Source organism: Archangium sp. (assembly GCF_057119385.1).
Genome location: NZ_DBNGVP010000097.1, coordinates 71,856 through 93,836, shown reverse-complemented (window position 1 = coordinate 93,836; position 21,981 = coordinate 71,856). Strand labels below are relative to the sequence as shown.

19 protein-coding genes and 1 pseudogene are annotated in these 21,981 nt (G+C 68.3%); 15 read left to right on the top strand and 5 right to left on the bottom strand.

Features of this window, described 5'->3' with window-relative positions:
- The 5 genes and pseudogenes from AC16DP_RS24220 to AC16DP_RS24200 form a co-directional block, all read left to right on the top strand.
- Positions 1–501: pseudogene (locus AC16DP_RS24220) on the top strand (hypothetical protein); the annotation flags it as partial.
- On the top strand, positions 398–823 hold the full coding sequence (locus AC16DP_RS24215) for a DUF5372 family protein (protein ID WP_414640815.1): 426 nt from the start codon (positions 398–400) through the stop codon (positions 821–823). The pseudogene AC16DP_RS24220 and the gene AC16DP_RS24215, both read left to right, overlap by 104 nt.
- Positions 820–3,189, top strand: a complete 2,370-nt coding sequence (locus AC16DP_RS24210) for a recombinase family protein (protein WP_329734739.1) — start codon at positions 820–822, stop codon at positions 3,187–3,189. Before AC16DP_RS24215 ends, AC16DP_RS24210 begins: the two co-directional genes overlap by 4 nt.
- 54 nt (positions 3,190–3,243) lie before the next feature.
- Complete coding sequence (locus AC16DP_RS24205; protein WP_329734738.1) at positions 3,244–3,615, top strand: hypothetical protein; 372 nt, start codon at positions 3,244–3,246, stop codon at positions 3,613–3,615.
- Complete coding sequence (locus tag AC16DP_RS24200) at positions 3,612–4,952, top strand: hypothetical protein (RefSeq protein WP_329734737.1); 1,341 nt, start codon at positions 3,612–3,614, stop codon at positions 4,950–4,952. The genes AC16DP_RS24205 and AC16DP_RS24200 overlap by 4 nt, the downstream gene beginning before the upstream one ends.
- Positions 4,953–4,972: 20 nt before the next feature.
- On the opposite strand, the gene AC16DP_RS24195 is transcribed toward AC16DP_RS24200, so the two are convergent.
- Positions 4,973–5,419 (bottom strand): serine/threonine protein kinase, encoded by a 447-nt coding sequence (locus tag AC16DP_RS24195; RefSeq protein WP_329734736.1) that lies wholly within the window; start codon positions 5,417–5,419, stop codon positions 4,973–4,975.
- Positions 5,420–5,472: 53 nt separating this feature from the next.
- Complete coding sequence (locus AC16DP_RS24190; RefSeq protein WP_329734735.1) at positions 5,473–6,456, bottom strand: DUF2381 family protein; 984 nt, start codon at positions 6,454–6,456, stop codon at positions 5,473–5,475.
- Positions 6,457–6,555: 99 nt separating this feature from the next.
- Between AC16DP_RS24190 and AC16DP_RS24185 the strand changes: the two genes are divergently transcribed.
- Positions 6,556–7,347, top strand: a complete 792-nt coding sequence (locus AC16DP_RS24185; RefSeq protein WP_329734734.1) for a DUSAM domain-containing protein — start codon at positions 6,556–6,558, stop codon at positions 7,345–7,347.
- A gap of 93 nt (positions 7,348–7,440) precedes the next feature.
- Here AC16DP_RS24185 and AC16DP_RS24180 read toward each other — a convergent pair whose 3' ends face one another.
- Positions 7,441–8,223, bottom strand: coding sequence for a hypothetical protein (locus tag AC16DP_RS24180; RefSeq protein ID WP_329734733.1), 783 nt, complete (start codon positions 8,221–8,223; stop codon positions 7,441–7,443).
- Entirely contained in the window at positions 8,220–9,506 is a 1,287-nt protein-coding gene (locus tag AC16DP_RS24175) for an AAA family ATPase (protein ID WP_329734732.1), read from the bottom strand. Before AC16DP_RS24175 ends, AC16DP_RS24180 begins: the two co-directional genes overlap by 4 nt.
- A 234-nt stretch (positions 9,507–9,740) precedes the next feature.
- On the opposite strand from AC16DP_RS24175, the gene AC16DP_RS24170 reads away from it, so the two are divergent.
- Together AC16DP_RS24170 and AC16DP_RS24165 are read left to right on the top strand one after the other, a co-directional pair.
- On the top strand, positions 9,741–10,295 hold the full coding sequence (locus tag AC16DP_RS24170) for a GrpB family protein (RefSeq protein WP_329734731.1): 555 nt from the start codon (positions 9,741–9,743) through the stop codon (positions 10,293–10,295).
- Positions 10,296–10,317: 22 nt separating this feature from the next.
- The gene (locus AC16DP_RS24165) at positions 10,318–10,707 is read left to right on the top strand and encodes a VOC family protein (protein WP_329734730.1); all 390 of its coding nucleotides are present in this window, start codon (positions 10,318–10,320) and stop codon (positions 10,705–10,707) included.
- Between the two features lie 17 nt (positions 10,708–10,724).
- On the opposite strand, the gene AC16DP_RS24160 is transcribed toward AC16DP_RS24165, so the two are convergent.
- Positions 10,725–11,048, bottom strand: coding sequence for a ubiquitin carboxyl-terminal hydrolase 14 (locus AC16DP_RS24160; RefSeq protein ID WP_329734729.1), 324 nt, complete (start codon positions 11,046–11,048; stop codon positions 10,725–10,727).
- 250 nt (positions 11,049–11,298) lie between these two features.
- Between AC16DP_RS24160 and AC16DP_RS24155 the strand changes: the two genes are divergently transcribed.
- From AC16DP_RS24155 to AC16DP_RS24125, 7 genes are all read left to right on the top strand, one after another.
- Positions 11,299–11,916, top strand: coding sequence for a DUF2378 family protein (locus AC16DP_RS24155; RefSeq protein ID WP_329734728.1), 618 nt, complete (start codon positions 11,299–11,301; stop codon positions 11,914–11,916).
- A 133-nt stretch (positions 11,917–12,049) separates the two neighbouring features.
- Positions 12,050–13,960 (top strand): ATP-binding protein, encoded by a 1,911-nt coding sequence (locus tag AC16DP_RS24150; protein ID WP_329734727.1) that lies wholly within the window; start codon positions 12,050–12,052, stop codon positions 13,958–13,960.
- Positions 13,957–15,303: a hybrid sensor histidine kinase/response regulator gene (locus AC16DP_RS24145; protein ID WP_329734726.1), complete on the top strand. Its 1,347-nt coding sequence runs from the start codon at positions 13,957–13,959 to the stop codon at positions 15,301–15,303. Before AC16DP_RS24150 ends, AC16DP_RS24145 begins: the two co-directional genes overlap by 4 nt.
- Before the next feature lie 16 nt (positions 15,304–15,319).
- Positions 15,320–15,814 (top strand): GNAT family N-acetyltransferase, encoded by a 495-nt coding sequence (locus AC16DP_RS24140; protein ID WP_329734725.1) that lies wholly within the window; start codon positions 15,320–15,322, stop codon positions 15,812–15,814.
- 265 nt (positions 15,815–16,079) lie between these two features.
- Positions 16,080–16,601 carry a hypothetical protein gene (locus AC16DP_RS24135; protein WP_329734724.1) on the top strand — a complete coding sequence of 174 codons (522 nt, stop codon included), beginning with the start codon at positions 16,080–16,082 and terminating at the stop codon, positions 16,599–16,601.
- Positions 16,602–16,629: 28 nt separating this feature from the next.
- Complete coding sequence (locus tag AC16DP_RS24130) at positions 16,630–19,488, top strand: vanadium-dependent haloperoxidase (RefSeq protein WP_329734723.1); 2,859 nt, start codon at positions 16,630–16,632, stop codon at positions 19,486–19,488.
- 357 nt (positions 19,489–19,845) lie between these two features.
- Complete coding sequence (locus AC16DP_RS24125) at positions 19,846–21,966, top strand: alkaline phosphatase D family protein (RefSeq protein WP_329734722.1); 2,121 nt, start codon at positions 19,846–19,848, stop codon at positions 21,964–21,966.
- The last annotated feature ends 15 nt before the right edge of the window (positions 21,967–21,981 follow it).

Sequence of the window (21,981 nt, the reverse complement as noted above, 5' to 3'; positions counted from 1 at the left end):
ACGCGGGAGGTGGTGGAGGCGAAGCTGGCGGCGGCGGAACTCGAGGCCACGGGCCCGCGCCTGCCCAAGGACGTGAAGGTGCTGGAGCAGCACCGCCCCGCCCTCGAAGCCCCACCGCCCGAGGCCCGGGGCAGCCCGCGCTGGCGCGAGTACGTGGAGTACTACGACAAGCGCTTCAAGGAGGTGGAGCAGGGCACGGCCGCCGAGGGCCCCCTCAAGTGGAAAGGCTACGAGCAGTTGCGCGGATGGTTTGCCCGGGGGCTGGCCTTCGAGCGCGACATGGTGAGGCTTCTGCGAGACGACGCACAGAAGCCTCGGGCCGAGCGCCGCTTCCTGGGGGGCTTCGACAAGCCTCCATCGACGCACCCCCGCATTGTCGCAATGGTCGCGAGATTCGGTGGTCATCACCCACCCACTCCATCCGTTCGCAGGTCGCACGCTTCCTCTGCTACAGCACATCCGGCACCTCGGACGCCCTTGTGTCGTGCTGCTCTTTCCTGATGGCCGACCCGCCAAAATCCCCGAGGACTGGACGGACTTGAGGCCCTGGCCCACTCCGCTCGAGTTCCGAGGGAAATGTCCGAAGCTCCACCCTGAATCGCTCCGCAAGCTCAGTGCCCTTCTTGACGACTTGAGGCATAGGTTGCAGCTTCATGACCAGGAAGGTGGTGCGTCGGACGAAAAGCACCCATGGCCGGCCACCGCCGGGCGCGCTCTACGCCGCACTACCCGCGGCGGCCCGGCACGAGTTGCTGGGCGTGCTGGCCGACGTGCTGCTCAAAGTCATCACCGAGTCTCCCTCAAGACGCGAGGCAAGCGATGAGCACCAAGATTCGGCCAGAGCACCTGGCCAGACCCGCTCTGGTGTACATCCGCCAGTCCACCTTGTTGCAGGTCCACGAACATCGCGAGTCGACCGAGCGCCAGTACGCCCTGGTGGAGCTGGCCAAGACGCTCGGCTGGGACGCCGCCCAGGTCGAGGTCATTGATGAGGACCTGGGGCAGAGCGGCGCCAGTGCCACTCAGCGCAAGGGCTTCCAGCGGCTGACGGCAGAGGTCAGCCTCGGCAAGGTGGGCGCCGTCTTGTCGCTGGAGGTGTCCCGACTGGCGCGCTCCTCGGCGGATTGGCATCGGCTGCTGGACCTGTGCGCGCTCGCCGACACGCTCATCATTGATGACGATGGTGTCTACGACGCCAACGACTTCAACGACAGGCTGGTGCTGGGCATGAAGGGCACCATGAGTGACGCCGAGCGCCACTCCATGCACCTACGCCTGCGAGGCGGCATCCTGCACAAGGCCAAAAAGGGAGAGCTCGTCTTCCCCCCTCCCACCGGCTATGTCTTCGAAAACGGCGCGCTCGTCTTCGATCCCGACGAGCAGGTGCAGAAGGCCATCCGCCTTCTCTTCGAGCGCTTCCGCCTGGAGGGCAGTGTCAGCGGCACCGTGCGTTACTTTGCCCGCAACAAGCTGCTCTTCCCCTCGCGGCATGCCCACCGGGGCGCTCCCGCCGAAATCCGCTGGCACGTGCTGGACGTCCCTCATGCCCTCTCCATCCTGCGCAATCCGGTGTACGCCGGTGCCTATGCTTGGGGACGAAACCGTGAGCGACGTGTCCTCGTCGGAGGCGTGGTGCGTCGCAAGCAGGAGAAGCTCGAGGCCCGTGAGCAATGGCACGCGTTCTTCCGCGATGCACACCCTGGGTACATTACCTGGGAAGAACATCTGGAGAACTTGAAACGGATAGAAGAAAACGCGGTCAGGAGCGGGTATGTCCATGGCCGAGGCGCTCCTCGCAACGGGCAGGCGCTCCTCCAGGGACTGGTGCTGTGTGGCAAGTGTGGCCGGCGGATGAGCCCGCTCTACCCCGTCGCCCACAGCCCCAGTTATCAGTGCAGCCGGCACAACTACGGTGAGGGAAACTGTTGGTCCACCGTCGCGCGCCGCATTGATGACAAGGTGGTGGAGACCCTGCTCGCGGCATTCGCGCCGCCCGAGTTGGACCTCTCGCTGGCGGTCCTCAAGGAAGTGGAACGGCAGGCCGCTGATGTGGACCGCCAGTGGAAGCTGCGCCTGGAGCGGGCACGTTACGAGGCTCAGCGCGCCGAGCGCCAGTACAACGCGGTGGAGCCGGAGAATCGCGTGGTGGCCCGCACGCTGGAGACACGCTGGAACCAGAAGCTCCAGGAACTCGCTCAGGTGGAGCACGAGTACGAGCAGGCCCGGAGCACGCACAAGCTGGAACTGTCGGACGAGGACAAGAAGAAGATACTGGCGCTCGCACGTGATCTGCCTGGCTTGTGGAACGCACCGACCACGACCAACTCGGACAAGAAACGGATACTGCGGCTGCTCATCCAGGAGGTAGTGCTCTCGCCGGTGGAAGTGCCCAAACGAGCCATCCGCATCCGAATCCTTTGGAAGACGGGGGCTATAACGGAGTTGCTGGTACCTCGGCCGACCATGCATGAGGCCAGAAGGACGCCGCCACAGGTCATCGCCGAAATCCGGCGCCTGGCTCGGCAGCACTACTCCGATACGCAGATAGCCGAGGACCTCAACCGGCGTGGCTTCAAGAGCGGCCTGCGCCAAGCCTTCAACACGCGGCTCGTGGCGGTCCTTCGCACGCGACGGGGCATTGCTGCTGGGCGACGCCCGGGAGGATGTAACACGCGAATGCCCGAGCGCGACGAGCAGGGGCTCTATTCCACCAGAGGACTGGTCGTTCATTTCGGGGTGACGGTCGCGATGGTCCACCACTGGGTCAGACGCGGCCTGGTCACCCCCGTGCACAGCCGCACGCCCATGCCCAAACGTGGGACGGAGCCCTTCTGGTTCGAGATGACGCCACAACTGGAGGCGCTGCTGGCCAAGGCGCGCGCCCAGGGCTACGAGCCGGGCAATCCACCGCCCGGCCTACACCCCAGTGGCCGCCCGCGCCCGCCGGCCCGTCTGCCTGATGGCCGCTACTCCACTCGCGGCCTCGTCGAGAAGTACGGAGTAACTTGGAACACCGTGCGGTACTGGATAAGGAGGGGCATCCTCACGCCTGAGCGTGCTCTGCCGGGGGGCAGTTTCTGCTTCCGGCTGACACCTGCGGTCGAGCGGCGCATCCAGGCAACCCTCGCTCGAGAAAGGCGGTCTCGCGGATCCAAGCAACACCACCGTCGTCACATCCATTCCCACTAACACAGGTGTTCTGATGCCAGTTTCGAAAAACCTCGCATCGAAATCCAGGTGGGCGTGAGGAAGCCGGACACTGGCCTGCGCTACGCGGACGTACTTGTCATCGAAGAGGGTGCGCTCGGCGGAGGGCCACGGCGCGTGGAGACGTTCAGCTTCAAGAGCCGCGACCTTTCGGGGCTGAAGTACGAAGCCCTGGAAGCGCAGATGATGGAGGACGCGAGGGAGGCTCTGCGGAAGTACGGCGAGAGGCTGGACATCCGCCGCGACTCCCTCCAACGTCTTTTCGGCGCGGTCGGCGAGGTGCCCGTCCAGCGGGTCCGCCTCGTCTACGAGGGAGGCGCACTCAGGCCCACGGATATTGACGATTTGAATAGAGCCGTGAACACGACCAAGAATGCGGTTCCCGGAGTGGTGGTGTCATTCCAATGAAGGTGCTGGAATTTCACGGCGTGAAGCCGGAGGACAGCCTCAAACTCATATTTGACGGTGCTTTCAACCCGCAAGCGGCACTGGAGCACGAGTTGGCGCCCCTTCTTCAGGCGCTCGAGGAGTACGCCGGCGAGTGGATGCCGGATGTCGTCAACGGTAAGCGGCAACGCAAGTACGCCCGTGCCGCCGTCTGGAAGGCGCTGGAAGAGCGGCGCGATGGGAACAGAACGGCCCTGGGGCTCTACCGGACGGATTGGCCCGTGCTGGACATGTCGCTCAGTCTCTGGCTCCCACCGCGAGCTCCCGGACTGGGCATCCTGCTCAAGGTGAAGCCGCTCTCTTTCTTCACGGAAGTGGAGCGTTGCCGCCATTTCGTGGAACTGGTGCGCGTCTGGGCCTCTCGGTACCCGGTTACCTATGCGATGGCCCACGGTACCGACGACAGAACATTGGCGGGAGCCCCCAATTTCGGCCGCGACGACGAGACGGAGTACCGGGACGGGTTCGACAAAATCTACGAGGTGTTCTGGCTCAACGTGTTTGGCCCCAAGCTGGTGGAAACCGTGGGCCGCGAGCGCATGCTGTCCACGCCGGCTCACCGTGTGGAGGAGTTGCCCAATGGCTCCATCCTCCTGGTGACGTGGCCCACGGTGGCGGACTTCGCCAGCAAGGAGGCACGGCTGGCGCAGGCCCGCGCCCACGCCCACCTGCGGCCGGACCTCGATTTCGACACGATTCTGTGCACCTTGCAGGAGCGCAGTGCCAGGCTCGCGCCCGTGGAGCCTCGCTTCCACCCGGACCTGGCCCCGCTCCTCTCGCGGGTGGTGGACCGCGCCGCCAGTCACGAGCGCCAGCGGAGGATTGCCGAGCTCAACGCGTGGCAGCCCCCCGAGCCCGAGGAGTGGCGCCCCGCCGGCTCCGCCCTGCCTGCGGACGTGGACGACCCGGAGCGCTCGCTCGAGGAGTACAGCGACCTGGCCGAGCACCTCGTAGCGCTGCTGCACTCGGAGGTGCCCTCCGTCTTCGAGGCCACGCCCGAGTCGCTCACGGATGCCGACTTCTACTTCTGGCGCGAGGAATTTCCGAAGAGCCGTCTGAGGGAAGCCATTGACGAGCACGCGGTGCCCGCCATTGGCGCGTACCTGGGAGAGGTGCTGGTGCGCAACCTGGGGGGCCGGTGGATTCCGCGGCAGAAGCGCGAGGAGGCCCAGGTGCTCGTGGGCGACCGCGTCTGGTTTCCATTCCTCCGGGCCCGCAACTACATGCGCTCGCGACAGGCGTTGCTGGACTGCTCCCTCACCTGGCTCTACCGGGTGGCGGAGCGACACCGGGGCTGAGCACCGGCGGGGAGTCGGGCTCAGCGGAACGCGTCCACCACGAAGACCGAGGCGTTGGAGAACTCGATGATGGCCGTTCCGGGCTTCGACTCCGGACGCTTCCTGAGCTGACCGTCTCCGAGCCGGGCCACCGCGCAGATGGGCACGGTATCTCCATCCGGGGGTTTCGCCTCGTAGTACCGGATGACCACCTGGGGCCCGGTGGTCCATACCCGTCCGTAAAGCCGTGTGATGGGCTCGAGCGTGCCAAGCGAACCATCCAGGACGCTCTCGACTGGACCCTCATAGAGCGTGATGGGCCTCGCGCCAATCTGGTTGGCGTCGAGCTCCACGTCTGCCGCATCACTGACGTGCATCCGGAGAATCCGCATCGTCTTCAGCGCTTCTTCCGAGCACTTCTCGGGTCCGGGGGTGCCATCCGCGCGCAGGGCCACGCCCGCGGCAGGGCAGCCCAGGGACGTGAGCATCAGGCCAATCGAAGGGAGGAGGAGGGTTCTATTCACTGACATGAGGGGCGCTCCTACTCGCGCGTGAGGCGTTCATCCAGAACAACGTAGGCCTGTCTCCAACCATCCTCGCGATAGATTTCCAGGAGCAATTCAGCGCTCCCGTTCTCGGCCGTGAAAGCGCTTCTGTCCACCACGACGGCCACGTTCCCGGACTCGCCAGGAGCGATCTCGTCGCGGTCCGCACGCAACGCGAACGGCTTCTTGTCCCCGAAGACATAGGGCTCCGGGTCCTGTCCCGGGCGAATCGTCACGAGGCGGGCCTCGAGCAGATTCCAAGGCTTCGAGGGGTCATTGTTCTTCACGGTGAAGAGGACCGCGGCCTTGGCCTTGCCCTTGTAGATCCGGACCGTCGTTTCCTCGCCTTCGCTCTTGATGATTCGCTTCTTGAAGAGCCTGAACGGGGTTTGTTGGATGGCCCCCGACGCGACGAGCTTCGCGAGCGCATGATCTGGCGTGTCCTCCCGGTAGAAGCGGCGCACATCATCCAGCAGACCCTCTTCTCGCGCTCGGGCGTTCTCGAGCTGCTCCTGGAGCGTCTCGCGGGTGTCTGGCTCGAGGAAGATGTTCACTTGCTGGTCCGGCGGCCTCGCATCCTCGCGGTTGGCACCCGACAAGGTGAAGGGCACTTGCGTCCCATCGGCAAGCCTCACCACCAGGAGGAATCGGTCCTCGGGTTCGAGACGCACGAGCGGCACGATGACGACCGATTTCCCGGTACATCCCACCGGCTCGAAGCGACCCTCCCACCCCAGCATCTTCGTTCCCGCCGAATCACAGGGTTGCTGAAACCGGAGGAGGGTTGCCGCGCCGGGAGCCACGTACAGTCGATCAACCCCCTCGCTCGAGCGGCCGGAGATGTAGGCGCTTCGTACGTTGACCTCGCGTCCATGGGCCATGACCGTGGACGCCAGGAGAGCCAGAAGCAGGGTAGACCGGGGAGGTAAGAAGTTCCGCATTTCACGAACCAACCTAACGGATATGGTCCGCTGCGGCAAGGCGCATGCCCCACGACCCGGTCTGCATTGCGAGAGCCAGCACGAATGGCCGGGTGACAGGTGCCCTGAACGCCGTACGAGTAGGAAGTAGGAGCGAAGATGTCCGGCTGGCGGATGGATTGGGACCCCATTGGGGCACTGGCAAGACGGGTCCTGGAGCAAGGCGAGCCCCTGGAACTCACGGATGAAACGTGCGCCCTTTTGCTGCGAAGTGCCCGCGAGGTGGCCATCAGCGACGAGGATGTGGAGAGCGCCCTCCTCAGCCTGTCTACCGCTACGACGCTGTTACAAGAAATCTGGCGCCGCATTTTTGAGGGTTCGTGGCGGCTGAGTCGTGCTCAAAACCGGGCCTACGACCTGCGGGATGCGGGCGACCTCGACGGTGCCCAGCAACTCATGCGTGACGTGCTCGCCGTGGAGGTCGTCCCCTTCTACCGGGAGCAGGCCGAGATTGCCCTGGAGAAGTTGGCCGGGCTGGCGGAGGTGCGCACAACCGGGCAGCTCAATCCGGACCTGCACGACCGGCAGCAACTCGCCGTTCTCCTGCAACGCACCCAGCAGGGGCACGCCTTGGCGCTCACCGATGACTTGCTCGCCCTCCTGCGCCGCACCGCCCCCACGGCGGCCATCGGTGAAGCCGAGGCAGAAGAGTTCCTCAAGAGTCCGGAAGGCGCCGAGGCCCTCATGGGAGTGATTGTCTCCCGCTTCCAGAAGGCGCAGCGCCGATTCCTGCGCGCGATGTACCGGATGACGAGCCTCCGGGACGCGGGAGAGCTCGAAGGGGCCCGCCAACAGATGCGTGACGTGCTCGCCGTGGAGAGTGTGCCGCAGTACCGGCGGATGGCCGAGGAAGTGCTCAACGGCCTCGACAGTCCGCCTCTGGAATCGTGAGGCTCACCCGCGGACCAGCTCCTCGAAGCGGCGCCAGGAGACATTGCGGCCGGTGAGCACGACCACCGTGGGCCCGAGCCGGGTCTCCGTGAATCAGGGCGACTGCGGCTCGGAGGGAGCGTAGGTCCGTTCCAGGGCGGTGGTCAGCGCGTCACAGTCGAGGAGTCCGTCGACCGCGCGAGCGAAGGAGGCTCCGGCGTCGTAGACCTGCCTGGCCGGGAAGCCCGAGGAGGCCAGGTGCGCGTTGTGCTTGTCCTGGAAGCAGAGCGCCTCCTTGGGGCGGATGACTTCGTCGAGGCTCGCGCGGTCCTTCTCCCAGTCCGCGAGCTTCACGGGGCACTGTTTGCAGCCCTCTTCCTCGCAGAGGCGCCGTGCTTCACGGGTGTTCTGATAGAGCCACGCCTCGATGCTGTAGAAGGGCACGAGGAGGCGGAGCCGCTTCATGCGCTCGCCGGGCGCCGCTGCGTCATGCGGCTGCCGTTGGAAGTAGGCGCGGATGCCGGCCTCGATGGGTGGAAGCATGCGCGATTTGAACTCGCGCTCGTTCTCGCTCGACTCCTGCTCGGACCAGGGCCGGTCGCCGTCGATGTGGTAGAGGACGAATCCGTGAGGCTTGAGCAGCTCGGTGATGATGCTGCGGATGAGCAGGCGGATGTTGGGCTGGTCGAGCGGGCGGGTGCTCTTCCAGAGGTTGGCATGCATGGCCCGGCGGGCATTCTCGTCCGCCAGGGGCGTGAAGTGGACGCGGTGGGTCTGCACGCCGGGGACGAGCTGCTTGAGCATCTCCTTCGAGAGGGCGCACACGGTGTCATAGGCGCCCGCGCCGGAGTCCTCGGTCAGCACCATGACCGAGGGATGCGGGGCCTGGCCGCTCACCAGAGCCCCTTCGATTGAAGCAGTTCACCGACCTGCTGGAATCCGACCTTGTAGGAGTCGAAGAAGTCCGCGGCGGCCTCCTGGGACATGTTCTCCCAGACCATCTGCTCGGGACCTTTCTCCCACCGGCACAGCACGAAGGCGGAGCGCACCTCTTCGGGAGACTTGAAGCTCAAGTAGTCGAGGAGGAGTGGATTCTGGCTGGTGAGGAAGACCTGACGTGGACCGAGTGCCTCGAAGCAGGCGCGAATCCATCGATGATGGAGGCCATTGACCAGCTCGTCGGCGATGACGGTCGATTTGGCCGTGGACAGATAGAACATGAAGGAGAGCACGCGCTTCTGGCCATAGCTGAGCATCTTCTCCGAGATCTTCCATCCTCCACGGTGGCTGAAATAGAACCGGAGGTTGCCGAGCCGCATCATGTCGATCTGTTGGCCTTTGAGCGAGTCCACCAGTTCGAGGATGGCTTCGGCGGATTCGAAGTCCAGGAGCTGGAGGGTCTGCTTCAACGGCTGCAGGTTGGCATCTGTCAGGAGGTACTCGGGTGCTCCCCATTTGCCGCGTGCCTGCGAACCAAGCGGCTCATTCATCACCCCGGTGGGATCAAGGGCTCCGCTGGAGGCGATGTGGCCGTCCGGGTATCGGAACAACTCGAGAGGGAGTTCTCCGAGTTTGTTGAAGTATTCGAGTGACTCGTCGAAGCGGCTGGTTGTCGATTCGAGGAAGAGTTCACGGAAGTCGGAGAGCAGCTCCCGCGGGGTGGAGGTCTTGTCTCCCCACTGCTCCAGCGCGGTGACGAGCAACACCCACGGTGGGAAGTTCTTCAGCAGGGACAGATCGAATTCGAGGGAGGGGCCCGGCACCGCTTCATCTGTACGTCGCGCCGAGCCCCGTTGGTTCTCGAGGTCGAGTTGGACGTGAAGGCCTGTTTTCTTGCTGGAAATGCTCGTACTGACGGACAGGGAGGGAGAGTGCATCACGCCCTCGGATACCCATGCGCCAGGCTGCGGATGCTCGAACGCAATATCCTTCAAGTTGAGGGATATCGGGAGAGCGCGGTTCTGGTTGCGCACCGAGAGGGTTGCCGTTGCCTTGTCGGATTCCAGCTCGTACGAGAGGTCGAATTCTTCGTCCTTGAAGTCGGCGAAGTTCGATTTGATGGCCGCGGCCACGAGGTTGAGCAGCGTGGTCTTCCCGGTGCCGTTCTGTCCGAGCAGCACGTTGTAGCCCGGGTTGAAGGCCAGCCGTGTCCCTGGCTTCACCGTGCGGAACTTGTTCACCTGGAGCCATCGGAGCTTGACCATCGGACACCTGGATGCGGCGCTGTGCGCCCACGGAGGAGGACGCGGAGGATACGTCCCGGCACCCGGGAGTCCAGGACCGTGCTCGGCCCTTGCTCCTCTCACTCCTCGCCACCGTGCCCAAGAACCCCTCGCCCTCCGGGAGAGGGACGGGGTGAGGGTATCGAGGTCCCCGGGTTCCCGCCGGCCGAGGATCCACCGCATGATGGGAGGATGTTCGAGACCGTGCTCCGCATCATCGGACCCTACGTGCGCGAACCCGTGGTCTGCCGTCCGCATGATCCACGTTCAGCGGACGTCGCGAGTCGCGTGAGCGAAGCGATACGCCACCACCTGCCCGGCATCACGGTGGAGCACATCGGCAGCACGTCGGTGCCGGGCTGTGAGGGCAAGGGCGTGGTGGACCTGATGATTCCCGTGACGCCCGAGCAACTGGAGCCTGTGAAGTCCCTCTTGGACGCACTCGGCTTCCAGAAGCAGGTGGCGCCCGCGGGCCACGAGCCGTGGCCCGAGTCCAGGCCGATGCGCCAGGGCAGCCTGGAGCACGAGGGCACGCGCTACAACCTGCACGTGCACGTGATTCCGGCGGACTCGCCGGAGGTGGAGACACAGCGCCGCTTCCGCGACCGGCTGCGGGAGAACCCCGCGCACCTGGAGGCCTACGTGGCGCGCAAGCGGGAGCTCCTCGCCCAGGGCATCACCCACAGCGGGGACTACTCGGAGGCGAAGGGCCCCGTCATCGAGGAAATCCTGAAGGGCTCCCGGTAGCCCGTCCCGGTAGACTGGCCCCATGCGCATCGAACACGTGGCCCTCTGGGCGAAGGACATCGAGCGGCTCCGCTCCTTCTACGAGACGTACTTCCAGGCGAGCGCGGGGCCGCGGTACGTCAACGAGCGCAAGCAATTCACCTCGTACTTCCTGAGCTTCGCCTCGGGGGCGCGGCTGGAGCTCATGACGGTGCCGCACCTGGTGGCGGCGAACGGGGACACCCGTGCACCGCCTACCGGCTACGCGCACCTGGCGCTCTCGGTGGGCTCGCAAGAGGCGGTGGATGCCCTGGCGGAGCGCTTCCGGCGCGACGGCCACCCCGTCATCGACGGCCCCCGGCGCACGGGCGACGGCTACTACGAATGCGTCGTGCTCGACCCCGAGGGCAACCGCCTCGAAATCACCGTCTGAGCCACTCCCCCCCGCGCTCAAATGGACGGAGCGGGAACGCCCTGGCCGGGCGGGGGGAGCGCAGGCAGCTCCTCCCCGTCGAGCATCACCTCGTCCTCGTAGCACCAGCCCCAGTCCTCGCCGGGCTCGAGGGAGCGCACCACGGGGTGCGAGGTGGCGTGGTAGTGCTTCGTGGCGTGGCGGTTGGGCGAGGAGTCGCAGCAGCCCACGTGGCCGCACTCCATGCACAGGCGCAGGTGCACCCAGCGGCCGCCGAAGCGCAGGCAGTCCTCGCACCCGTTCGGGGTGCTCGGGCGGACGTCGCGGAGGGAGTCGAGGTGCTGGCAGCCGGAGGTTTCCATGGCGGGGCTCCTTTCCCCACAGGGTAGGCACCCCCCGGGGGCCCCGAGGCGGAGCGCCTGGACAGGGCTCGGCCGGGCGGCTCGCACTTCCCGCCGGGAAGGCTGTCCTCCATTGAACACTCCCGGACGCACCGCGTGCCGCGCGGCGTTCACCATCCATCACTGCCTTGCCCCGCTGATCGCCGCCGGACTGGGGGAAGAGGGAGCGCGTTCCTAATTTTTCCGTGTGATTGTCACGGGAGCGTGGGGCATGCAGGGGCTCGAGGGGTCGCGGGAGCTGGGGGTGGGACGTCCGGCGGCGACGCAGCGGCGGTGGGTGTTCGAGCACACGGTGGAAGGGCTCTTCCGCTTCTCGCTGCGCTCGCGCCTGTCCTTGCAGGCGTGGAATGGCCTGAAGGCGGTGGGAATCGACTTGTCCAAGCCGCTGCGGCCCGCCTACTCGGACGAGACGTGGAAGCGGGCGCTGGAGCTCACCGTGGCGGACCTCTACCCGCGGCTGCCGCGCGAGGAGGGCTGGCGGCGGCTGGGGCAGGAGGTGGTCCACGGCCTGGTGCACACGGTGATGGGGCGCGCCATGGTGGGGGTGGCGCGGCTGTTGGGGCCGTTGCGCTCGCTGCGCCGGTTGAACAACACGCTGCGCAGCGCGGACAACTACGTGGAGTCGCGGCTGACGGAGCTGTCGCCCACGGCGTGCGAGGTGTGGATCAACGAGGTGATGGGCCAGCCCACCTACTACCAGGGGATTCTGGAGGCGTGCCTGGCGTTGGCGGGGGGCCAGCGGGCGCGGGTGCGGGTGGTGGCGCGCGAGGGGCTGGGCGCGCGGCTTCACGTGGAGTGGGAGGAGGAGACGGCCGGGCGTGTGAGGTGAAGTCTACCCACGTGGGTAGCAGGAGACTCGGCGAGCGGATACTTCCTGTCCGCCGGGACTTACCGCTCTCCTGCGGGGCTCGCCGGGTTTCAGGCATACTCCCGCCGCCGGGGCGAGGGAGAGCCGCCCGTTCATGTCGAGCATGTCCACCAGGGTCGCGCGAGCGCAGGGAGTCAGAGGGCTGGAGCCGGCGGGGCAGGGCCTCGCGCGTGCGGGAGCCACGGCCCGGCTGCTGGCGGCGCTGGACACCTTCCTCTCCGAGCGGCTGCGGCACGGCCCCGCCGAGGAGCTCGGCCGGGGCCGGGTGCTGGTGGGCGCCAACCTGGTGCTGCTGCTGTGCTGCCTGCTCTTCCTGCTGTTCGTGCCGAGGACGCCCTCGCCCCTGTTCCTGGGGGCGGTGGGGGGGGTGACGGGGACGGGCTTCGTGGCCTCGCTGGTGCTGCTGCGCCGGGGGCGCTCCTCGCGGCTTCCGGGGTGGCTGCTGTGCGGGATGTTGGCGGGAGGCTTCCTGGCCGCCGGGCTGCGCGGGCCGGATCCCCACGTGGGCACGCATGCCATCTGCATGCTCGTCCCCCTCCTCTCCGTCTATCTGCTGGGGCCGCGGCCGGGTTTCCTCTTCGCGGCGGCGGTCGCCGTGTGGGTGGGCGGGGTGCTGCCGCTCTGGTTCGGGGTGAACGCGGGCCTGTGGATGCGCTCCGTGTTCGCCGCGCTCTTCGTGCTGGGGGCCTGGGCGTTGAGCTGGCTGATTCTGGCCGCGAGGGACCAGGCCAACCTGGCGATGGTGCGGGCGCTGCGCTCGTTGCGCGAGAACGAGGGCAAGCTGACGAGCCTGCTGGAGAACACCGAGGACATCGTCTGCTCGGTGGACGCGGATGGGCGGCTCATCGCGGCCAACCCGGCGCTGGAGGAGATGTACCGGGAGCTCATCGGCGCGGAGCTGGGGCCGGGGGACTTCCTCTTCCCGGAGCGCGCGCCGGAGCGGCTGCGCCGCCGGTGGCAGGAGTGCGCCGCGCAGGTGCTGGCCGGCAAGCGGGTGCGCTTCGAGGCCTCGCCCTCCAGGCTCAAGCGGCCGCGGGTGCTGGACATCTCGCTCAACCCGGTGTTCGACGTGACGGGCTCGCGGGTGGTGGGGATGACGGTGTTCGGCCGGGACATCACGGACCGCAAGGAGGCCGAGGCCCGGCTGGGGGAGATGCACCGCAGCCTGCTGGACGTGTCGCGCCAGGCGGGCATGGCGGAGATGGCCACCGGCGTGTTGCACAACGTGGGCAACGCGCTCAACAGCGTCAACGTGTCCGTCAACCTGCTGGCCGAGCGGCTTCACCAGTCGCGGATGCCGGGCCTGAAGAAGGCCACGGACCTGATGGCCTCGCACGGGGCGGACCTGGCGGCCTTCCTCACGGCGGATGGCCGGGGGAGGCAGCTGCCCTCGTACCTGCAGGCGCTCGCGTCCCAGCTGATGGGCGAGCGCGAGGAGTTGCTGGAGGAGGTGCACACGTTGCAGAAGAGCGTGGAGCACATCAAGTCCGTGGTGAGCATGCAGCAGGAGCACGCGCGCTTCTCCGGGGTGGTGGAGCCGCTGGAGCTGACGGCGCTGCTGGACGATGCGCTGCGCCTGCAGTCCGTGTCCTTCGAGCGCCTGGGCATCCAGGTGAAGCGCGAGTACACGGGGGGGATGCTGGTGAAGGTGGACAGGCACAAGCTGTTGCAGATCCTGCTCAACCTGCTGAGCAACGCGCGGCACGCGTTGGTGGAGAGCGGGCGGGCGGACAAGCAGCTCATCATCCGCGTGGAGCGCATGGTGGCCGAGCGGCTGCGCATCGCGGTGCAGGACAATGGGGTGGGGATTTCACCGGAAGACGCCCCCCGCCTCTTCACCCAGGGTTTCACCACCAAGAAGGACGGACACGGGTTCGGCCTTCACATCAGCGCACTGGCGGCGGCGGAGATGGACGCGTTCCTCTCCTGTACGAGCGAAGGCCGCGGCCAGGGTGCTACGTTCACCATTGATCTGCCCATCTCGGGCGAGGAGAGCAGGGCATGAACGCCGCCACCGCACCCAACCGCCGCATCCTGGTGGTGGATGACAATCAGGCGATCCACCAGGACTTCCGCAAGATTCTCTGTGCCGCCCCGGCGAGCACCGCACTGGACGCGATGGAGGCCGCGCTGTTCGGCGGGCCGTCGGCGGCGCCGGTGGAGACGGGCTTCGAGGTGGACTCGGCCTACCAGGGCGAGGAGGGCCTGGCGAAGGTGAAGGCGGCGGTGGCCGAGGGGCGGCCGTACGCGCTGGCCTTCGTGGACATCCGCATGCCGCCGGGCATCGACGGCGTGGAGACGGTGCAGCGGCTGTGGAAGGAGGACGCGGACCTGCAGGTGGTGCTCTGCTCGGCGTACTCCGACTACTCGTGGGAGGAGATGACGCAGCGGCTGGGCATCAGCCAGCGGCTGCTGATCCTGCGCAAGCCCTTCGACAACATCGAGGTGCGGCAGCTGGCGCACGCGCTCACGGAGAAGTGGGAGCTGTTGCGGCAGAGCCACCGGCGGCTGGAGGACCTGACGCGCGAGGTGGAGGAGTGGACGCGCGAGCTGTCGATGGCCAACGAGCGGCTGCGCAAGGAGATGGAGGACCGGGCGCGGCTGGAGCTGCGGCTGGTGCAGGCCCAGCGGCTGGAGGCGCTCGGACGGCTGTCGGCGGGCCTGGCGCACGAAATCAACAACCCGCTGAGCGTCATCATGGCCAGCGTGGGCTTCATCCGCTCGGAGCTGGATGACCAGGCCAAGGGCGGCCACCAGGTGGACCCGGCGGAGCTGAGCGAGGTGTGCTCGGACGCGCTGATGGGGGCGGACCGGATTTTGCGCCTGGTGAATGACTTCCGGCTCTTCTCGAAGCTGGACGGGCAGCCGCAGGCGTGGGTGGACCTGCGCGAGGTGCTGGACCATGCGCTGTCGGGGGCCAGCTACAACCTGGGGCCCAAGACGCAGGTGGTGCGCGACTTCCAGGACGTGCCGCCGGTGTGGGGCAGCGAGCAGGGCCTGGAGCAGGTGTTCCTCGGGCTGCTGAACAACGCGGGGCACGCGCTGAAGAACACCGCGGAGCCGCGGGTGGCCATCATCGCGCGCCAGCGGGAGGACGGTGGGGTGGTGGTGGAGATCCGCGACAACGGCGTGGGCATCGCCAAGGAGCACCTGAGCCGCATCTTCGATCCGTTCTTCACCACGAAGCCGCCGGGAGAGGGGACGGGCCTGGGGCTCTCCATCTGCTACGGCGTGGTGTCGGGGCTGGGCGGGGCCATCGAGGTGGACAGCTCGCCAGGACAGGGCGCGACGTTCCGGGTGAAGCTGCCCAAGGCCCCGGAGAACGTGGCCTCGGCGAGCAGCCCGTAGCCCGCTTCCCTTCGCCATGTCCCTCACCCTCCGGCCCGCACGCGTCGAGGATGCCCCCGCGCTGGGTCGCATGGGCGGGGCGCTCGTCCGGCTGCATCACTCGTATGACGCCCAGCGCTTCATGCAACCCGCGGAGGACGTGGAGTCCGGCTACCAGTGGTGGCTGTCCCGGGAGCTGAAGCGGCAGGGGGCGGTGGTGCTGGTGGCCGAGCGGGACGGCGCGGTGGTGGGCTACGTCTACGCCACCGTGGAGGGCCGGGACTGGAACGCGCTGCTCGATGCGCACGGCGAGCTGCACGACGTCTGGGTGGACGAGGCGGCGCGGGGTGGTGGCGTGGCGGGACTGCTGCTGGAGGAGATGGTGCGGCAGCTGAAGGCGCGGGGCGTGAAGCGCATCATCTTGATGAGCGCCTCGAAGAACGAGGCGGCGCAGCGGCTCTTCGCGAAGCACGGCTGGCGCCCCACCATGGTGGAGATGACGCGCGAGGTGGAGGACTCCGAGGCGGAGTGAGCCCGCCGGGCGCGGTCTTCCACGACTTGTCCAACAGCTGGACAACTTCGTGAAGAGCGAGCCCGGGAGGCTCCCGGCCGGCGAGCGGGTCCACCCTCCGGGCGCGAGGTCGAGCAACTGGTCCGACAGTCGGACCAGTTGGTGAGCCGCGAGCCCGGGAGGTCCTCGGGGAGCAGGCAGGCCCACGCGCGTGGGGAGCAACTCTTGGCCAGCGCCTGATTCGCCTATGCTCCGCGCCGTACGCTTCTGCGGCCTGGGAGAGTTCTTGCGCGATACGTTCTGTCCCTTGCCCCCTCGCGTGGTGTCGGCTCTCTCCGTCCTGGGCCTGCTGCTGGCGGGATGTGGCGGGGACGGGTTGCCGCCGCGAGCGCCTGCGCGCCTGGAAGTCGGGACGGGACGTGCCTTCACGGCACTCGGAGACGGTGCCGTGCTCGAGCTGGCACGCGGCTGCCAGGGCAGCCAGCATGTCTTCGTGTCCATGCGGGCCTGGGAGCTCACGTCCCTGACCGCCCGGGTGACGCTGTCCCTGGAGCGCGTGGAGGATGGAAGCGTGGTGTCGTCTCCCTTCGTGCTCCGCCTGCCCTTCGAGGCGGGCACCACCCGGGATGCGCCGGCCACGCTGGAGGGCCTGCTGCTGGTGGTGCCCGACCCGGCCGCGTCCCTGGGCCGCGAGGTGCGCCTGACGGCCTCCCTCGAGACAGAGGCCTCCGAGCGCGCCACCGATACCCGTTCCGCTACGCTCCAGTGGGGCACCGAGACGTGCGCCCCCGGTGGCGCAGCCCCTTGAACCCCCGCCGTCCGCAGGAGCCTTCCCCATGGCGCAGCACCCCCTCTTCTCCGCACTCGAGCCGCGGGTCCGCATGCGCGGCGGCTGGCTGTTGACGTTGCTGCTGGGCGCACTGCTGAGCGGGTGCCCGGTGCCGCCAGACCCCAAGCCCGTTGCCTGGACCCGCGTGGCGGGGGCTCGGCCCGAGGCGCTGCTCGCGGTGTCGGGCCGCTCGAGCTCGGACGTGTGGGCCGTGGGCGCGGACCGGGGACGAGGGCCCTCGGTGCTGCACTACGACGGCACCGCGTGGACGGAGCTGTCCACCGGCCAGCGCGGGGACCTGTGGTGGGTGCATGCCTTCGAGAATGGTCCCGTCCTGCTGGCAGGCGGCAACGCCACCATCCTCCGCTACGAGGATGGCGCCTTCACCCGCATGCGCACGCCGGGCCTGGCGCGCCACACGGTGTACGGCGTGTGGGGCGCGAGCCCCGAGGACGTCTACGCCGTGGGCAGTGTGTCCGGCCAGAGTGGCTTCATCTGGCATTACGACGGCACGCAGTGGAGCGACGTGGCGCTGCCGTACGACGAGCTGCCGCGCACGGCCGATGGAGACATCCCCGGCTTCTTCAAGGTGTGGGGCACGGGCGGGGACGTGTACGTGGTGGGCGCGCGGGGCGTGGTGCTGCGCTCGCGTGCGGGGGGGGCCTTCACGCGGATTCCCACGGACACCACGAGCCGGCTCTTCACGGTGCACGGCGCCGGGGGCGTCGTGACGGTGGTGGGCGGCGAGAGCCAGGGCGAAATCCTCGAGCTGGATGAGGCGGCCGGCCGCTTCGTGAGCCGCTCGCCCGAGGGCTGTCCGCTGCTGCAGGGCGTGTCCCTCTCGGCGGACGGCACCGGCTGGGCCACGGGCTTCCGCGGCGAGGTGTTCCAGCGGCGCTCCGGTGGCTTGTGGCAGCGGGCGGCGGTCGGACTGCCGCTGGAACTGGAGTCGCTGCACGCGACGTGGGTGGACCCTCAGGGCGGGGTGTGGGCCGTGGGCGGCAACGTGCTGTCGGGCGGGCTGAACGCCGGCACGCTGTTGCACCGGGGGCCCACGGTGGCCGAGGTGCCCGCGCCCGTGGGCCCTGGTCCGACTCCCGTGGCCTCGTGTCCGGCGGCGTCGGTGGATCCGCGCCCCGAGGGCTCCATCGCGCGCCGGTGGAACGAGCAGATTCTCGGCGCCATCCGCCGCGACCTTCCCCGGCCCACGGTGCACGCGCGCAACCTGTACCACCTGTCCGCGGCCATGTGGGACGTGTGGACCGCCTATGACGCCACGGCCGATGGTGTCTTCTATCGCGAGAAGCACTCCGCTCCGGATGTGGCGGCGGCGCGCGCGGAGGCCATCAGCTACGCCGCCTACCGCGTGCTCACGCACCGCTATACGAAAGCCATTGGCGGTGCCACGTCCGCCGCGTGTTTCCGCGCCTTCATGGAGAAGCTCGGGCACTCGCCGGAGGCCACGGGCACGGAGGGGGACAGCCCGCGCGCACTGGGCAATCGCGTTGCTCAACTCATCATCGGCGCGGGCGCGGATGACGGCGCCAACGAGCAGCAGGACTACAAGGACACCACCGGCTTCCAGGCGGCCAACCTGCCCCTGAGCGTCGACGCGCCCGGGCTGACGGTGGCCCATCCCTCGCTCTGGCAGCCGCTCAACCTGGCGGTGGCCGTCACGCAGAACGGCATCATCACCGCCTCGGGGGTGCAGGGGTATATCGGCGCGCACTGGGGCCGGGTGACGCCGTTCGCCCTGACGCGCCCCGAGGGCGGTGGGTTGTACCTGGATGCAGGTGCGCCGCCGGTGTTCGGCCCGGAGCTGCGCGAGCACGTGGTGGAGGTGCTGCGCAAGACGAGCTGGACGGGCAGCGACGAGCGGGTGGACCTGTCGCCCGGAGCCTTCGGCAACAACAGCCTGGGCGCGAACGATGGCACCGGCCATCCCGTCAATCCCATCACCGGTCAGCCGTATGCGCCGAACCTCGTGAGACGGGGAGACTTCGCGCGCGTGCTGGCGGAGTTCTGGGCGGACGGCCCCAAGTCCGAGACGCCGCCGGGACACTGGAATGTCCTGGCCAACGGCGTGGCGGACTCGACCGGTTTCTCGCGGCGCCTGTTCGGCACGGGCGAGCCGTTGGACGCGCTGGAGTGGGACGTGAAGGTGTACCTGGCGCTCAACGGCGCCGTGCACGACGCGGCCATCGTCGCCTGGGAGGTGAAGCGCGCCCACGCCACCGCTCGCCCCATCACCCTGTTGCGGTACATGGGCGGGCTGGGCCAGTCGACGGACCCCTCGGGGCCGGCGTACCACCCGGACGGTCTGCCCCTGGTGCCGGGCCTCATCGAGGTCGTCACCGCGGAGAGCTCGGCGCCGGGACAGCGGCACGCGCACCTGGCCCGCTTCCGGGGACAGGTGGTGGTGAACACCTGGCGGGGCGAGCCGGGGGACCGGGTGCACGACGTGGGCGGCACCGGGTGGATGCGCGCCATCGAGTGGATGCCCTACCAGCTGCGCACCTTCGTGACGCCCGCCTTCCCGGGCTTCATCTCCGGACACAGCACCTTCAGCCGCGCCTCGGCCGAGGTGCTCACCGCGCTCACCGGCAGCGCGTACTTCCCCGGGGGCCTCGGCGAGTTCGTCGCGGGCCGCGATGCCTACCTGACGTTCGAGCGGGGCCCCTCCACGGAGGTGCGGCTGCAGTGGGCCACGTACTACGACGCGGCGGACCAGGCGGGACAGTCACGGCTGTGGGGCGGCATCCACGTGGCGCCGGATGACTTCATGGGCCGGCGGCTCGGCAACAAGGTGGGCCTGTCCGCGCTCGAGCGTGCGCAGCGCTTCTTCGACGGCACCGCCCTTCCCTGAGCAGGGCCATTTCACTGCGGTCATTTCACTGCGGTCATTTCACTGCGGTCATTTCCCCTCGCCCTTCGGGAGAGGGACGGGGTGAGGGTGCCACGCATCCCGGGTTCAACCCGCTGTCCACACCGTGAGCCACGGGTTGGAGAACGGGCCCGGATACCCTCACCCTGACCCTCTCCCGGGGGGAGAGGGAACATTGAGAGGGAACATTGAGAGGGAACATCGGACAGTGGACTCTCTCCGGCTCGCGTGTGGCGGACGGGAGACACGTTGCCCTGGAGTCGGAGCCGTGTGTCTTCGTGCACCGCGTACCCTCGCGCGCTCCGGGCCCCCCGCCCGGTCCGACGCGGAGGAGTCTCCTTGTCCCAGCCCCTGCACCGCCGCACCGTCCTGAAGTGCCTCGTCGTCGCCGCGGCGAGCACCGCCTTCGGCTGCCATGACGACGAGCTGCCCGTGGAGGACGGGCGGATGTATTTCCCCCAATCCGTGGCCTCGGGAGATCCCCACGCCCTGAGCGTGGTGCTGTGGACGCGCGGGGTGGACCCCGAGCGCCCCGATGCCGACATCGCGCTCACCCTGGTGGTCGCCCGGGACGCGGCGTTCAAACACCGCGTCCTGGAGGAGTCCGGCCTGCTCGCCCGGGCCGCGAATGATCACACCCTCCAGGTGAAGGTGACCCGTCTGGAGCCTGGGACGCGCTACTACTACCGCTTCATCGTCGAGAAGGAGGGACAGCGCCTGGGCTCGCCCGTGGGCCGCACCCGCACCGCTCCCGCCTACGGCGCCAACATGCCCGTCCGCTTCGCCGTGGCCAACTGCCAGGACTTCCGCGGCCGCTACTACAACTCCTGGCAGCGCCTGTTGCAGCTCGACGAGGACCTCGACTTCGTCCTCTTCATCGGCGATTACATCTACGAGTCCGACTCCTCGGACGTGCCCTCGCCGGACCCCGCGCGCGTCGTGCGCTTCTCCGACCCCGGCTCCGCCCTGCCGAGGGACCTCGGGGGAGGACGCGGCGAGCTCGTCGCCCAATCCCTGTCCAACTACCGCGACCTCTACCGCACCTACCGCTCGGACCCCTTCCTCCAGCAGGTGCACGAGCGCTACCCGTTCATCGTCACCTGGGATGACCATGAGTTCTCCAACGACTGCTGGGACGCGCACGCCACGTACACCGACGGGCGCACCGAGGAGTTCGAACCCGAGCGGCGCCGCAACGCGGAGCTCGCCTTCTTCGAGTACATGCCGCTCGACCCCGACGTGGGAGCGGGAGTCATCGATCCCGAGACGCTGCCCCGCTACCCGGACACGCGCCTCTGGCGGGACTTCATCTTTGGCAAGCACCTGCGGCTGCTCGTCACGGACTACCGCACCTACCGGCCGGACCACCTCATCCCCGAGGATGCGTACCCCGCCACGGTGGCCGTGAACGCGGAGGCGCTGGGCTCGCTGGGACTCACGGGCGCTTTCGCGGCCGATACCTTCGCCTATGTGAACATCGACGAGTTCCCCGCGCAGCAGGCCGTGCTCCGGGGCGCGTACGTGCAGCTCGCGGTGGCTGCGGGGCTGACGGCCGAGGCGGCCTCGGCGCGGGCTGCGGCGCTCGTGAAGGGCCCCCTCGCGCTGGCCTACGCCAACCCGGTGCTGGTGGCGGCGGCGCAGCCGGGGGCGGGTCCCATCGACCCGGCGGGCAAGCCCCGGGGAATCGCCTTCGTGCACATGGGCAAGCAGGAGCTGTTCTCCAGCATCGGCGCGCGCAACGTGGTCATCAAGGACACCTTCGACGTGTACGCGGCCTGGCGGAACATCGCCTCGAACGGCGAGGCCCAGGACGCGCTGGGGAAGGACCAGGAGGCGTGGCTGCTGGGGCTGCTACAGGAGGGGGCGAGCCCCCAGACGTGGAAGGTGATGGCGAGCTCGGTGTCCATGACGTCGATGATCTGGGACCTGAGGGCGAAGACGGACGTGGAGCCGCCCACGGTGCGCAACCGCTACTACTTCAGCGTGGACCAGTGGGACGGCTTCCCCGACAAGCGGCGCTCGCTGCTGTCGGCGCTGGGGGGGCGCACGGACGGCCACGCGCTCGTCGTCGCGGGGGACATCCACGCGGCCTTCGCATCGGTGGAGGAGGGGGTGCCGGTCCTCACCGCGCCCGCCATCTCCTCGTCCGCGGTGCAGGAGGAGGCGGGGGCGGCGGTGGAGGCAGCGGGCTTCCCTCCCGGCTCGGCCGTCTACCGCTACGTCGTCACCGAGCAGGCGGCCACCTTCCGCGAGGGCAATCCGGGCATCGCCTTCGTGGACCCCAACGCCCACGGCTTCACGGTGGTGGCGGTGGGTCCCGAGGAGGTACGGGCCGCGTACCATTACCTCCCCAGCAGCGAGGTGGGGGTGGACTACTCGGCGCGGCCCGAGGCGCTCGCGGCGCGCTTCTCCCGGAGGGATTTTCGCATCCGGCCCGGAGGCACCCTCGACGCGGCGTGACGGCCCCGGAGCGCC

Bases quoted from the DNA above. Each gene is read 5' to 3' on its own strand.
- AC16DP_RS24140 (WP_329734725.1), top strand. From the start codon at position 15,320: ATGTCCCTCACCCTCCGGCCCGCACGCGTCGAGGATGCCCCCGCGCTG.
- AC16DP_RS24210 (WP_329734739.1), top strand. From the start codon at position 820: ATGAGCACCAAGATTCGGCCAGAGCACCTGGCCAGACCCGCTCTGGTG.
- AC16DP_RS24160 (WP_329734729.1), bottom strand. From the start codon at position 11,048: ATGGAAACCTCCGGCTGCCAGCACCTCGACTCCCTCCGCGACGTCCGC.
- AC16DP_RS24145 (WP_329734726.1), top strand. From the start codon at position 13,957: ATGAACGCCGCCACCGCACCCAACCGCCGCATCCTGGTGGTGGATGAC.
- AC16DP_RS24155 (WP_329734728.1), top strand. From the start codon at position 11,299: ATGCAGGGGCTCGAGGGGTCGCGGGAGCTGGGGGTGGGACGTCCGGCG.
- AC16DP_RS24130 (WP_329734723.1), top strand. From the start codon at position 16,630: ATGGCGCAGCACCCCCTCTTCTCCGCACTCGAGCCGCGGGTCCGCATG.
- AC16DP_RS24185 (WP_329734734.1), top strand. From the start codon at position 6,556: ATGTCCGGCTGGCGGATGGATTGGGACCCCATTGGGGCACTGGCAAGA.
- AC16DP_RS24150 (WP_329734727.1), top strand. From the start codon at position 12,050: ATGTCGAGCATGTCCACCAGGGTCGCGCGAGCGCAGGGAGTCAGAGGG.
- AC16DP_RS24165 (WP_329734730.1), top strand. From the start codon at position 10,318: ATGCGCATCGAACACGTGGCCCTCTGGGCGAAGGACATCGAGCGGCTC.
- AC16DP_RS24195 (WP_329734736.1), bottom strand. From the start codon at position 5,419: ATGCTCACGTCCCTGGGCTGCCCTGCCGCGGGCGTGGCCCTGCGCGCG.
- AC16DP_RS24170 (WP_329734731.1), top strand. From the start codon at position 9,741: ATGTTCGAGACCGTGCTCCGCATCATCGGACCCTACGTGCGCGAACCC.
- AC16DP_RS24200 (WP_329734737.1), top strand. From the start codon at position 3,612: ATGAAGGTGCTGGAATTTCACGGCGTGAAGCCGGAGGACAGCCTCAAA.